Source organism: Onishia niordana, from assembly GCF_004798965.1.
In the GTDB taxonomy this organism is placed as follows: domain Bacteria; phylum Pseudomonadota; class Gammaproteobacteria; order Pseudomonadales; family Halomonadaceae; genus Onishia; species Onishia niordana.
Map to the genome: position 1 here is coordinate 471,015 of NZ_SDSD01000003.1, position 12,439 is coordinate 483,453.

Here is a 12,439-nt window from a genome sequence, read left to right on the forward strand (position 1 = left end):
GCGGGCCGGCCAGGCGATCCGGTGTACATGAAATAGACACAGGTGTACTCTGCAGGCTCTTCACTGCCTGCCCTCAAGGCAGTGCCCTGCGACCGGAGATGTCTTCTCGATGCCTGCCACCGATGCTCAAGACACCAAATGGAAAGGCTCCCGCGACGCCTGGCTGGACGCCGCCTTCGAGCTGCTGCTCGAGTCCGGTGTCGGCAGCGTGCGCATCCTGCCGCTGGCCAAGCGCCTCAAGGTCTCGCGCACCAGCTTCTACTGGTTCTTCAAGGACCGCGAGGCGCTGCTGGACGCCCTGATCGAGCGGTGGCGCGAGAAGAACACCCAGGGCCTGATTCGCCAGGCCGAGGCCTATGCCGACAGCATCGTGGAAGCGATCCTCAACGTCTTCGATTGTTGGCTGGACCCTCAGTTGTTCGACTCACAGCTGGAGTTCGCGATCCGTAGCTGGGCCTTACAGTCGGACGAGGTGGCACAGCAGATCGATGCCGCCGACGACGCGCGCATCGAGGCGCTCACGCGCATGTTCGAGGCGCGAGGCTTTGACTCACTGGCCGCGAATGCGCGGGGACGCACCATCTACCTTACCCAGATCGGCTATATCACGATGAAGACCGACGAAGCGCTCGAGGTTCGCATGCGACGCATTCCCGCCTATGTCGAGATCTTCACCGGCCAGGCCCCGCAGACGCACGAACTTCGCCGCTTCCATGCCCGCCATGGTTACGCCCCCGGGCAGGGAGCCCAAGAGGGGGACTGATCTCCTCATCCGTACCGCCCCTCGACAGTGGCTCACGCCTTCCCCGGAGCTCGTGCGGCGGCATAAGCCGCCTCGAGCCCCCGGTGAACCACCCGCTCCATGCCCTCATCGATCATCGTCTGCAGCCCCTTCGCCGTGGTGCCGTCATAGGCGATCAACCGCTCCACCATCTCCCCCGGGTCCGTCTCCAGGCGTTCCAGCAGCAGGCAGCCGCCCACCAGGGTCTGCATGACGGCCTCGCGCGCCATGTCATCGGCTATCCCGTTCTGCCGAGCATGGTCCAGCAACGATTGCGCCAGCAGGGCCGGATAGGCCGGCCCGGCGCCGCTGAGTGCCGTCAGATAATCGAGGTCGCGTTCTGCCGACACTTCTCTCGCCATGCCACAGCTCTCGAGCAATGCCTGGACGAATCGCCGGTCGGCACCGCCTACCTCTGGCGTGGCGAACCAGGGGAAGTAGGCCCGACGGATTTCCGCTGCGGCATTGGGCATGGCCCTGACCAGCCGACGACTCCCGATTTGCTGTGCTAAGGCCTGGCAAGACGTCATCGCAAGCAGGGAAACGACCAGCTTGTCACCCACAGCGATGTCGAGGCTGGCCAGGTCCTGAGGGCGCACGGACAACACGATGATATCCGACCGCTCGACCAGTCCATGGTTGTCGCGAACACAGCGGACCTCGGGCCAGTCGCGATAGACCTCGGCGTTGACGGAGCGCGACGAGACGATCAATTGCTCCGGGGGCAGGATGCCCTGTTCGAGCAACGATAATCCCAACGAACGTCCCATCCAGCCCTGCCCCCCGATGATCCCCACCACGGTGGCTTCATGCATGGCATCCCCTCCTCCAGGTCAGGCGCCATCGTCGACCCGATGGCAGCCTCTCGACATAAATGTACACCTATGTACATTTGATAAACGAGTATGTACATTCGCTCTGAATGCCGTCAAGCCAATAACAAGAGAGACTCGATCATGGCAACTGATCCGCTGCTGACGCCCTTTCAGCTCAAGCACCTGACCCTGAAGAACCGGCTCATGATGACCTCGCATGAGCCCGCCTATCCCGAAGACGGGATGCCCAAGGAGCTCTACCGTGCCTATCATGTCGAGCGCGCCAAGGCTGGCCTCGGTCTGACCATGACGGCCGGATCGGCGGCGGTGGCCAAGGACAGCCCGCCCGTCTTCAACAACATCCTAGCCTATAAGGACGAGGTGGTGCCCTGGATGCGCGAGCTGACCGAGGCCTGTCACGAGCACGGCACCGCGGTGATGATCCAGCTGACCCACCTGGGCCGCCGCACGCGCTGGGACAAGGGAGACTGGCTGCCGGCGGTGTCGCCCTCGCACCGCCGCGAAGCCTCGCATCGCGCCTTTCCCAAGCAGATCGAGGGTTGGGACATCGAGCGCCTGGTTCGTGACTATGCCGACGCCGCCGAACGCATGCACGCCGCCGGCCTGGACGGCATCGAGCTGCAGGCTTATGGGCACCTGATGGATCAGTTCTGGTCGCCGCTGACCAATACTCTCGAGAGCCCCTATGGAGGCAGTCTCGACAATCGGCTGCGCTTCACCTTCGAGGTACTGCGCGCCATCCGCCAGCGAGTCGGCGAGGCGTTCATCGTCGGCGTGCGCTATACCGGCGACGAGATGCTGCCGGGTGGGCTCACGGCCAGCGATGGCATGGAAATCTCGCGCCGCCTGAAGGACAGCGGCCTGATCGACTTCCTGAACGTGGTGAAGGGGCATATCGACACCGACCCGGGGCTCACCGACGTCATCCCCATTCAGGGCATGCCCAGTGCCCCGCACCTGGATTTCGCCGGCGACATCCGTCGCGAGGTCGACTTCCCGACCTTCCACGGCGCCAAGATTCAGGATGTTGCCACCGCCCGCCATGCCATCGCCTCGGGCAAGGTCGACATGGTCGGCATGACCCGTGCCCACATGGCCGACCCGCATATCGTGCGCAAGATCATGGAGGGTCGCGAAGAGGACATCCGCCCCTGTGTCGGCGCCAACTACTGCCTCGATCGCATCTATCAGGGCGGCGCGGCCTACTGTATTCACAACGCGGCCACCGGCCGGGAAACCACCATGCCCCACACCATCGCCAGGGCGGAGCGGCCGCGCCGGGTGGTGATCATCGGCGCCGGCCCCGCGGGGCTCGAGGCCGCACGGGTCGCCGGCGAACGCGGTCATCGGGTCGTGGTGCTGGAAGCCGCCAGCGACGCCGGCGGGCAAGTGCTACTCACGGCGCAGAGCGAGCGCCGGCGCGAGATGATGGGCATCATCGACTGGCGACTGGCGCAGTGCGAGAAGCTCGGGGTCGAGATCCGCTACAACGTCTGGGCCGAGGTCGACGAGGTGCTTAAGGAGCAGCCGGACGTGGTGATCGTGGCCACCGGCGGCTTCCCCGCCGAAGACATGCCCGCGGTCGGCCATGAGCTCGTCGTCACCAGTTGGGACATCCTGTCCGGGCATGTCGCCCCGGGCAAGCGGGTGCTGCTGTTCGATGAGGCCGGCGACAACGCCGCCATGCAGGCCGCGGAGATCATCGCGGCTACCGGGGCCACACTCGAGATCATGACGCCGGACCGCACCTTCTCGGCGGAGATCATGGCCATGAACCTGACGCCCTACATGCGCGCCCTGCAACGACCGAATGTCACCTTCACGCCCACCTACCGGTTGTCATCCGTGCATCGCGACAACGGCGAATTGCTGGCCAAGATCTCGAGCGACTATCTGGACCTGGATCACGAGCGGCGTATCGATCAGGTGGTGGTCAATTACGGCATCACGCCGATGGCCGACCTCTATTTCGACTTGAAAGCGCTCTCCCGCAATGGCGGCGAAGTCAACTATGACGATCTCATCGTCGGACGCTCTCAATCAGTGACCCGGCATGCCGATGGCCAGTTCCAGCTGTTCCGGATCGGTGATGCCGTCGAGTCGCGAAATACCCATGCGGCCATCTACGATGCCCTGCGCCTGGTTAAGGACCTGTGATCAAGTTATCGGAAGGGGGTAGTTCTTAAATCGGCAGGCCTTTCCCCTATTGGGCCCAACGACTACTTGAGGTAGGCCTGTCTCTATCGCTCAGACACAAAAAAGCCACCCGTAGGTGGCTTTTTCGTACTGTGGTGGCGGAGGGACAGTCCGCTTGATTAGGCTTCAGAAACATCCAATAAAATATAATTACTCATTGTTTTAGCTTTATTTTTTTTAATCTCTGTCCAGCAAGATCCAAAGCCGTACCGACATTTCCAGAGTCAAAGTATGGGCCGGAGTATGGGCTAGGGTATGGTACGCTAATCCTTCGACAACGAGGAGGCGGCCATGGGCAAGCTCACCACACGTGGAGTACAGAAACTGGTCAGGGAGGCCAAGCCCGGGTTGACCAACGATGGTGAGGGCCTGTACCTCAAGATCGGCAAGAAAGGGGGAGCAAGCTGGATCTATCGGTTCCGGCGCAATGGCAAACTTCGCGACATGGGCCTTGGTAGCTATTCGGACGTCAGCCTTGCTGAAGCGCGAGCTCGTGCCGGCAAGAACCGTAGCCTCATCAAGGAAGGCCTTGATCCCCTTGAGGCCAAGGTAGAAGAAGAGCAAGTAGACGAGGCCACGCCCACCTTCACCAGCTGTGCCGCCCGCTACATCATGTCCCACCGCCGCAGCTGGCGGAACGCCAAGCACGCGCGGCAATGGGTCAGCACGTTGAAGGCCTACGCTCGACCGGTCATCGGAAACAAGCCTGTCGATGAGGTCACCACCCAAGACGTCCTGAAAATCCTGTCACCGATCTGGACCAGCAAGACCGAAACGGCCAAGCGCGTGCAAGGCCGGATTGAGAACGTCCTCGACTACGCCGCGGCGCACAACTACCGAGATCCTGTGAACCCGGCCCGCTGGCGTGGGCACCTCGACAAGCTGCTGGCCAAACCATCTAGGGTCAAGCAGGTAAGCCACCATCCGGCTATGCCCTATGATGATGTTGCCGCCTTCATGGCCGAGCTTCAGGGCTATACCAGCGTTTCCTCCAGGGCCCTGCAGTTCCTGATCCTGACAGCTACGCGCACTTCAGAGGTCCTGCGCGCTGATTGGCTGGAGCTCGACCTCAACAATCAAACCTGGACGATCCCAGCCGACAGAATGAAGGCACGCCGCGAACACCGTGTGCCGCTGTCACGGCAAGCGGTGGAGCTGCTGGCCCAGCTACCGCGAGTGAAGGGCAACTCCTATGTCTTCCCCGGAGCGCGCTACGGACGCCCTCTCTCCAATATGGCCATGCTGCAGCTGATGCGAGGCATCGGCTATGGTCAGGGTGGCGAACGGGGCGACTACGTGCCCCACGGCTTCCGCTCGAGCTTTCGCGATTGGACCGGCGAAGTCACCAGTTATCCTCGTGACGTCGCAGAAATGGCGCTGGCCCACACCATCGAGAACAAGGTGGAAGCGGCCTATCGCCGTGGAGACCTCTTCAATAAGCGACGGGCCATGATGCAGAATTGGGCCGATTTCATCCTACCGCAGAGCTAGTAAGGACACTCTTGAAGTACTGAACACTCGGGCATGGCGCATGTTTTGCTGTGGCAAGGCAGCCTGCAGGCCCTACAGCAGTATTTCTTGTTATCAAAGCGTTACAACAGGTAGCACACTTCATCGAGCGCTACGCTGACGAGCTGCATTCAAGACACTTCGAATCGCCCAGAGAGCTTTAGGAAACTATGTTGACTGACCGAGCCCGGCTTGTAAGGGGCGGGCTCTTCTATTCCTGCATCAGAACATCACCGCCACGGAGCGCCGCATGACAGCAAAGAAAGCCCCCAAATTCTATGTCGTTTGGGTCGGCCGGCAGACCGGGATCTTCACCACACAAGAAGGCGACGACATCTGGCAGCGTGGCCTCGGCCCCTTCGGGCCGCACATCTCGGCGGAATAAGGCGTCAAAAAAGGACGATCATACTCACCCGGGAGAGACCTTCGACACGGAAATCTACTGCGATGGTGCTTGTGACCCCAATCTTGGTGATGCCGGCTCGGGCATGGCCATCTACCGCAAGGGCACCCTCGACCAGCTCTGGTATGGCCTCTACAACCCCAAGGGGACCAACAATACAGCCGAGTTAAACGCCTTTTTCCAAGCTCTACATATGGCCAAGGAGGAAATTGCGCAGGGATCGTCCGTGCGGATCCACTGCGACTCCATGTACACCACCAACGCCATCACGAAGTGGGCCGGCGAATGGCGGAAGCGCGGCTGGAAGAAAGCCAATGGAGAGGCGATAAAGAACCCGGAGATCATCCAGCCCACGCATGCGCTGTACGAAAGCCTCAAATCGTCGCTGACCATCGCCCACGTCAAAGGGGACGCAGGAGTTGAAGGCAACGAACTAGCCGACAGGATGGCAATGTACGGGGCCGACCAACAGGCCTACCACCGCTTGTAAGCCAGGCGAAACCTGCGCGATGCCAAAGGTTCGCACGACGTATAAAGCCATCTTCTGGATCGTCGCTGCCTTGGTGCTGATCGCGCTGCTGTTTCCTTACCTCCTGCCCCTGTTCTACTAAGAGGAGATCGCCATGAAACGACTCGCTGCCTGCATTGCGCTTTCCGCGACGCTCGCCACGTCGGCTTGGGCCGCCCCGCAGACCGTGACGTTGTCGGTGCCGGGCATGACCTGCGCCGCCTGCCCGATCACCGTCAAGGCCGCCCTCAACAAAGTGGACGGTGTCTCGCACGTCGATGTGAGCTACCCGGATCGTGAGGCGGTGGTCACCTTCGACGATTCACGAACGCACGTCGAAGCATTGACCGAAGCCACCACCAACGCCGGCTCCCCCTCATCCCCGACACCCTCGGAAGCGGATCGGGAGTGACCATGAAGAACCCCAAGCCCCTGCTGCGCGCAAGCGTGATTGGCACCGTCCTGCTGGCGCTGTGCTGCTTCACGCCCATCCTGGTGATCCTGCTGCACCGTTGGCCTGGCGGCACTGACCGGCTACCTGGACGTGGTACTGCTTCCTGCCCTGGCCTTCTTCATCGGCCTGACCCTCTATGCGCTATGGCGCGAGAAGCAATACGACGCCTGCTGTAACAACGCCTCTACCTATTCAAGGAATTCCCCTCATGAGTGATGACAAGAACCCGCACATCGCGGTGATCGGCAGCGGCGGCGCCGCCATGGCGGCGGTCCTGAAGTCCGCCTAACGCGGCGCCCGCATCACCCTGATAGAACGCGGCACCCTCGGCGGTACCTGCATCAACACCGGCTGTGTACCTTCCAAGATCATGATTCGCGCGGCCCATATCGCCAACTGGCGCACGGAAAGCCCCTTCGATGCCGGCCTGAGCAGCCAAGCGCCGGTGGTAGATCGGGCCAAGCTGCTCGAGCAGCAACAGCGGCGTGTCGAGGAACTGCGCGATGCCAAGTATGAAGGCATACTCCGCGACCACCCGGCCATCACGGTCCTGAAGGGGGAGGCGCGGTTCGTCGATGCCCATAGCCTGACGGTCACGCTGAATGAGGGCGGCGAGCAGACCGTCCGCTTCGATCGCGCCTTCATCGGCACCGGCGCCCGACCGGCAGCACCGCCGGTGCCGGGCTTGGCCGACACTCCCTACCTGACCTCCACCGGCGCGCTGGCACTGGATACCCTTCCCAAGCGGCTGATCGTGATCGGGGCCTCAGTGGTCGCCCTGGAACTGGCCCAGGCCTTCGCTCGGCTGGGCAGCCAGGTCACCGTGCTGGCCCGGAGCCGCCTGTTGTCCCAGGAAGACCCGGCGGTAGGGGATGCGGTGGAGGCGGCGTTTCGCCGCGAGGGTATCGAGGTGTTCAAGCAGACCCAGGCGAGCCGTGTGGATTACCTTGATAATCTATTCATTGTCGACACCAATGCCGGCACCTTGCAGGCGGATCATCTGCTGGTGGCCACCGGACGGACACCCAACACCGAGGCCCTGCATCTGGCGAGCCTCGGCGTGGAAACCGCGCGTGGGGCGACCCTGGTGGATGAGCAGTTGCAAACCACGGTACCGGGCCTCTACGCCGCCGGTGACTGCACCGATCAGCCGGAGTTCGTCTATGTCGCCGCCGCCGGGGGCAGCCGGGCTGCCGTCAACATGGCCGGGGGCGAAGCCACCCTGGAGCTGAGCGCCATGCCGGCGGTGATCTTCACCGACCCCCAGGTGGCCACCGTCGGCCTGACGGAAGCCGAGGCCATCGAGCAAGGCTTCAGCGTCGATACCCGCGAGCTGGACCTGGAAAACTTGCCCCGGGCACTGGTGAACTTCGACACCGGTGGCTTCATCAAGATGGTGGCCGAACGCGACTCGGGGCGATTGCTGGGCGTACAGGCGGTGGCGGGAGAAGCCGGTGAGCTGATCCAGACGGCGGTGATGGCGCTACGCGCACGCATGACCGTACACGACATCGCCAATGAGCTGTTTCCCTACCTGACCATGGTAGAAGGGCTCAAGCTCTGTGCTCAGACTTTCACCAAGGATGTGACGCAGTTGTCCTGCTGTGCCGGGTGAACGATAGCGTTGCCTACACGTCTGCGACCTTTACCACCGTACCATGGTAAGGCCAGTAAACTCTTTTCGGAGACTTCGCAGGTGCCGACATGAGTGACATGACCATAGGCAAAGTGGCCCTGCAGAGGACGATAGATCCTGTATCATCCACGCCTGAAGTCAGCGTCACGAGACTGACAGGACTCGCCGTGTCGTCGTCATCATGGCCTGCCCAGCGCGATTTCTGCGTAGATACCCTGGTAGTCAGTGTCATGCGTTCTATCCGGCTCCGGCTTGGGATTCAGGGCTACCATGCGACCGCTGGGGTCATCTAATAGGCCGCGAAGTTGTTCATAATCGAAGCTCCAGCCCTCGGCGTTGCGCTGGTTGAGACGTGTGATGGTCTCTACCAATGTGGACATGCTGTGCCCTTCTCCCTCCAAAGGCGGGAATGCCTGAACCAGCAGTTGCCCCTCGTACCAGCCGATCTTGATGGACTGGTTGACGATTCGGACCTGGGTGCCGGCGGGCACGCGGTCGAAGATCGACTCGATGTCCCCGGGGAACATGCGAATACAGCCACGACTGGCACGCATGCCGATTCCATCCGGTTGGTTGGTCCCATGGATCAAGTAGCCATCGAATCCAAGGATAATGGCATGGTCTCCCAGCGGATTGTCCGGGCCTGGGGGCACCACGCTGGGCGCCTCTTCACCGCGTGCCCTGGCTTCACGCTGAACCGACTCGGGTGGATACCAGGCGGGATTCTTGATGTTCATGGTGGTCTTGGTGACACCGAGGGGCGTACCGAAGCCCTCGCGACCGATGCCAATAGGATAGGTCTCGACACGCGGCGTCTCGTCGTCATCCACCTCGGGATAGTAATAAAGGCGCAGCTCGGCGATGTTGATGACGATCCCGTTGCGCTCGACATCGGGCAGGATGAAGCGTCCGGGAATGGTCACCTCGGTTCCCTCGCCGGGGATCCAGATGCTGGTGTCCGGATTGGCTCGCATGATCTCCCGGTACCCCAGGTTGTGTCGCCTGGCGATATCGAGCAGGGTATCCTCTCGATCATCCACCGTTATGCGGTAGGTGTCGCCGATCACATTGCCTTCCTCAGGCAGCGGATAGTGGCCGCGGGGCCATTCGCCCTCCTCTTCGGCCTGAGAAGCGCCGATGAGTGCCAGCCAACCGGCCAGCACCCCCACCACTGTGCGTTTTCGGAGCTGCCACAATGGAGCTTCTCTCGCTGTACCAGAGTGAGGTTTCGATAACGCCATAATTCTCTCCTTTTTTGACTGGACCATTATCATCCAGACCGACGTGTGTTAATTCGCCATCCATGCAGCACCAGTAAGGCGGCCAATAGCCAGATTGGCCAGCTACCGGTTCGGGTGAACGGCGTGTTTCCCACCATGGGCCGCACCTCGCCGCGAAGGCTCGTCGCCTGGAACTGTGGTGCGCGGGCTGTGACACTGCCCTGAGGATCGACGATGGCAGTCATCCCGTTGCTGGTGGCGCGAATCAGGTATCGGCCGTTCTCCAGCGCACGCAGACGGGCCATCTGCAAATGCTGCAGGGGGCCGATGGAGCGGCCGAACCAGGTGTCGTTGGAGACCGTCAGCAGTAGCTCGGCAGCGCGCGCCTGCTCGGCGACCCGGTCGGCATAGATGATCTCGTAGCAGATGGCGTTACCGATGGTGGTTCCGGCGGCGTGGATCGGCCCCTGAGCTTCGGGCCCGGGCGTCATGGTCGGCATGGGCAGGTCGAAGAAGGCGATGGTGCCGGCGAGCAGGCTCTCCAGCGGCAGGTACTCGCCGAAGGGTACCAGACGCGCCTTGCGGTAGTGGCCCTCGGCGTTACCCAGGCCGATCACGCTATTGTAGTAGTCGCCGCCGTCGCGCTGCAGGATGCCGGTGAGCAGGGCGGTGTCGGGGGCGAGGTTGGACTGCACCCGCTCCAGTATGGGCCGCGCCTCCTCCTCGAACATTGGCAGCGCCACCTCGGGCCAGACCATCAGGTCGATGCCGTCGGGCTGCTCCCCGGTCAACGCCGTGTAGATGTTGACCGCCTCGCGCTGGCCTTGGGCACTCCACTTGATGCTCTGGTCGAGGTTGCCTTGCAACAGCGCCACGCTGAGCGGCTCGCCGGCCGGGCTGGTCCACTGACCCGGCAAGGCTAACGGGGCCAGCCACAGGGCGGCGATAGGGGCAAGGGCCCACCAGCGTCGGCGCAGCAGCTCCACGCCCAGGGTGCCGGTCAGGGCGGTGATCAGCGACAGAAGATAGACGCCGCCCACCGGGGCCCAGGCCGCCAGCGGCGAGTCCACTTGGGACGTGCCCAGCAGCAGCCAGGGAAACCCGGTAAACAGCCAGGTGCGCAGCCACTCGCTGAGAACCCAGGTGCCGGCGAAGCTGAGGAAGGCCAGGCGTCGGCCCGTGACGCGGCGATAGAGCCAGAAGGGCACGGTATAGAACAGCGCCAGGCTGGCCACGAACAGACCGGTGAGGAAGAGCGCCAGGAGCGCCCCCGTATCCCCATAGCCGTGGATTGCGACGAAGACCCAGGAGGCACCGGAGCCGAACAGGCCCACGCCATAGCACCAGCCACGGAGCGCGGCTTGAGCGGGTGTCAGGGCATGGATGCCGACATAGACCAGGGCCACCGCCACAGGGCCCAGCCACCACAGCGTGAAGGGCGCGGCGCTGAGGGTGGTCAGCCCCCCGGCGGTCAGGGCCAGCAAACAGCCGAGGACCGGAGAGAGCCGTCCGACAGGCGTCATGTCCCGGACTGGCTGGTTCTGTGCATCCATGCCGTCACTCAGACAATCTGGGGGAGGGACGCTCACGCAAGGCCGCAATCGCAAAGGCGATGACACCCAGGAACAGGGCGATATCCGCCAGGTTGAAGGCGGGCCAGTGCCACTCTCGCCAGTAGATGTCCAGGTAGTCCACCACATACCCTCGCACCAGGCGGTCGATGCCATTACCCAGCGCGCCACCCAGCATCAAGCTGTACCCCAGCGCCTCCAGGCGGGGCCTGGGCCTGCACAACAGGAACGTCAGCACGATAGTCGCCAACCCTGCAAAGCACAGGAAGAGGTAGCGCTGCCAGCCACCTGAATCGGCGAGGAAGCTTAAGGCCGCCCCCGTGTTCCACCAGTGACCCCAGTTGAAGAATGGGGTCAGCGGGATGGTCTGGCCATACGGCATCAGCGCCTGCACCAGCCCCTTGATGACCTGGTCGGCCAGGCCGACCATAACGGCCAGTGCCAACCAGTAGCGGCTCTGCGGCGCCATCGCTATCCGTTTCGTTCTCATGACGTGGCTGCCTGGTAGCGCGGGCTTGCCGAGCCAGTCGTGGCATCGCCTGGCGAGAAGCGATAACCCAGCAACCGCATGGCGTTCAGGGTCACCAGCACGGTGGCGCCGGTATCCGCCATCACCGCGATCCACATGCCGGTGATGCCCAGCGCCGTGGTCACCAGGAAAATGGCCTTCAGGCCCAGCGCCAGGGCGACGTTGGTCTTGACGTTGCGCAGCGTGGCTCGGGACAGGGCGATCAGCTCGGCGATGCCGCCGACGCGGTTCTTGAGCAGCGCCGCATCCGCGGTTTCCAGTGCCACATCCGTGCCGCCGCCCATGGCGATGCCCACTTCTGCCGCGGCCAGCGCCGGCGCATCGTTGATGCCGTCGCCCACCTTGCCGACGGGGCCTCGGCCGGCGGCCTGCCAGTCACGAACGCGCTGGGCCTTGTCCTCGGGCATCAGCTCGCCATGTGCCTCGATGCCCAGGCTGTCACCGATGGCCGCGGCGGTACGCGCATTGTCACCGCTGAGCATCACTGCCTGCACGCCCAGGCGCGACAGCGCCGTCAGCCCCTCCCGGGCATCGTCACGCGGCTCATCGCGCACGGCGATCAGGCCCAGCGGATGCTCGCCTTCGACCAGCACGGCGAGACTCTTGCCGGCCCCCTCCAGCTCGGCGATCCGAGCGCTCAGGTCGTGATCGAGAGCGGCCTGCTCTGCCAGGTGGCGGGGGGTGATCAGGCTCAACTCACGCCCCTCGACCCGACCGGCGACCCCTCGGCCCGACAGGGCGCGGCTCTCACTCGCCAGTGGAAGGGAAAGGCCCAACTGCTCAGCGTGGGCGAGGA

General features: G+C 63.1%; 14 protein-coding genes. 9 read left to right on the plus strand and 5 right to left on the minus strand.

Translation table 11 applies throughout. The features are described from left to right. Window positions 1–109: 109 nt before the first annotated feature. Window positions 110–763: a TetR/AcrR family transcriptional regulator gene (locus ETC27_RS08805; RefSeq protein WP_136254622.1), complete on the plus strand. Its 654-nt coding sequence runs from the start codon at window positions 110–112 to the stop codon at window positions 761–763. Between the two features lie 32 nt (window positions 764–795). On the opposite strand, the gene ETC27_RS08810 is transcribed toward ETC27_RS08805, so the two are convergent. Beyond that, a complete protein-coding gene (locus ETC27_RS08810; protein WP_136254623.1) occupies window positions 796–1,596 on the minus strand; it encodes a pyrroline-5-carboxylate reductase family protein in 801 nt (266 codons plus the stop codon). Window positions 1,597–1,737: 141 nt separating this feature from the next. Between ETC27_RS08810 and ETC27_RS08815 the strand changes: the two genes are divergently transcribed. From ETC27_RS08815 to merA, 8 genes are all read left to right on the plus strand, one after another. Then, complete coding sequence (locus ETC27_RS08815; protein ID WP_136254624.1) at window positions 1,738–3,774, plus strand: NADH:flavin oxidoreductase; 2,037 nt, start codon at window positions 1,738–1,740, stop codon at window positions 3,772–3,774. A 330-nt stretch (window positions 3,775–4,104) separates the two neighbouring features. Further along, window positions 4,105–5,304, plus strand: a complete 1,200-nt coding sequence (locus tag ETC27_RS08820; RefSeq protein ID WP_136254625.1) for a tyrosine-type recombinase/integrase — start codon at window positions 4,105–4,107, stop codon at window positions 5,302–5,304. 268 nt (window positions 5,305–5,572) lie between these two features. Further along, complete coding sequence (locus tag ETC27_RS17425) at window positions 5,573–5,707, plus strand: ribonuclease H1 domain-containing protein (RefSeq protein WP_181463086.1); 135 nt, start codon at window positions 5,573–5,575, stop codon at window positions 5,705–5,707. Further along, the gene (locus ETC27_RS08825) at window positions 5,667–6,215 is read left to right on the plus strand and encodes an RNase H family protein (protein WP_205742481.1); all 549 of its coding nucleotides are present in this window, start codon (window positions 5,667–5,669) and stop codon (window positions 6,213–6,215) included. Before ETC27_RS17425 ends, ETC27_RS08825 begins: the two co-directional genes overlap by 41 nt. A gap of 19 nt (window positions 6,216–6,234) precedes the next feature. Further along, window positions 6,235–6,336: a mercuric transporter MerT family protein gene (locus ETC27_RS08830; RefSeq protein ID WP_205742482.1), complete on the plus strand. Its 102-nt coding sequence runs from the start codon at window positions 6,235–6,237 to the stop codon at window positions 6,334–6,336. 12 nt (window positions 6,337–6,348) lie between these two features. Next, on the plus strand, window positions 6,349–6,645 hold the full coding sequence (gene merP, locus ETC27_RS08835) for a mercury resistance system periplasmic binding protein MerP (RefSeq protein WP_112055405.1): 297 nt from the start codon (window positions 6,349–6,351) through the stop codon (window positions 6,643–6,645). A 132-nt stretch (window positions 6,646–6,777) separates the two neighbouring features. Continuing rightward, window positions 6,778–6,903 carry a mercury resistance system transport protein MerF gene (locus ETC27_RS18430; protein ID WP_240724520.1) on the plus strand — a complete coding sequence of 42 codons (126 nt, stop codon included), beginning with the start codon at window positions 6,778–6,780 and terminating at the stop codon, window positions 6,901–6,903. A 124-nt stretch (window positions 6,904–7,027) separates the two neighbouring features. Continuing rightward, window positions 7,028–8,302, plus strand: a complete 1,275-nt coding sequence (merA, locus tag ETC27_RS08845) for a mercury(II) reductase (RefSeq protein WP_438590655.1) — start codon at window positions 7,028–7,030, stop codon at window positions 8,300–8,302. Between the two features lie 200 nt (window positions 8,303–8,502). Here the strand turns inward: merA and ETC27_RS08850 are convergent, their stop codons facing one another. The 4 genes from ETC27_RS08850 to ETC27_RS08865 all read right to left on the minus strand — a co-directional run. Then, the gene (locus ETC27_RS08850) at window positions 8,503–9,519 is read right to left on the minus strand and encodes a L,D-transpeptidase family protein (protein WP_240724521.1); all 1,017 of its coding nucleotides are present in this window, start codon (window positions 9,517–9,519) and stop codon (window positions 8,503–8,505) included. A 74-nt stretch (window positions 9,520–9,593) separates the two neighbouring features. Next, the gene (gene lnt / locus ETC27_RS08855; RefSeq protein WP_240724522.1) at window positions 9,594–11,096 is read right to left on the minus strand and encodes an apolipoprotein N-acyltransferase; all 1,503 of its coding nucleotides are present in this window, start codon (window positions 11,094–11,096) and stop codon (window positions 9,594–9,596) included. A gap of 4 nt (window positions 11,097–11,100) precedes the next feature. Further along, window positions 11,101–11,583, minus strand: a complete 483-nt coding sequence (lspA, locus tag ETC27_RS08860; protein ID WP_240724858.1) for a signal peptidase II — start codon at window positions 11,581–11,583, stop codon at window positions 11,101–11,103. A gap of 17 nt (window positions 11,584–11,600) precedes the next feature. Then, window positions 11,601–12,439 (minus strand): HAD-IC family P-type ATPase (locus tag ETC27_RS08865; protein WP_136254626.1); only part of this gene is annotated, 839 nt, incomplete at its 5' end.

What these genes read in the sequence shown, in the direction of transcription:
- ETC27_RS08815 (WP_136254624.1), top strand. Translation starts at nt 1,738, where the DNA reads ATGGCAACTGATCCGCTGCTGACGCCCTTTCAGCTCAAGCACCTGACC.
- ETC27_RS08820 (WP_136254625.1), top strand. Translation starts at nt 4,105, where the DNA reads ATGGGCAAGCTCACCACACGTGGAGTACAGAAACTGGTCAGGGAGGCC.
- ETC27_RS08830 (WP_205742482.1), top strand. Translation starts at nt 6,235, where the DNA reads ATGCCAAAGGTTCGCACGACGTATAAAGCCATCTTCTGGATCGTCGCT.
- ETC27_RS17425 (WP_181463086.1), top strand. Translation starts at nt 5,573, where the DNA reads ATGACAGCAAAGAAAGCCCCCAAATTCTATGTCGTTTGGGTCGGCCGG.
- merP (WP_112055405.1), top strand. Translation starts at nt 6,349, where the DNA reads ATGAAACGACTCGCTGCCTGCATTGCGCTTTCCGCGACGCTCGCCACG.
- lnt (WP_240724522.1), bottom strand. Translation starts at nt 11,096, where the DNA reads ATGGATGCACAGAACCAGCCAGTCCGGGACATGACGCCTGTCGGACGG.
- ETC27_RS08810 (WP_136254623.1), bottom strand. Translation starts at nt 1,596, where the DNA reads ATGCATGAAGCCACCGTGGTGGGGATCATCGGGGGGCAGGGCTGGATG.
- ETC27_RS08805 (WP_136254622.1), top strand. Translation starts at nt 110, where the DNA reads ATGCCTGCCACCGATGCTCAAGACACCAAATGGAAAGGCTCCCGCGAC.
- lspA (WP_240724858.1), bottom strand. Translation starts at nt 11,583, where the DNA reads ATGGCGCCGCAGAGCCGCTACTGGTTGGCACTGGCCGTTATGGTCGGC.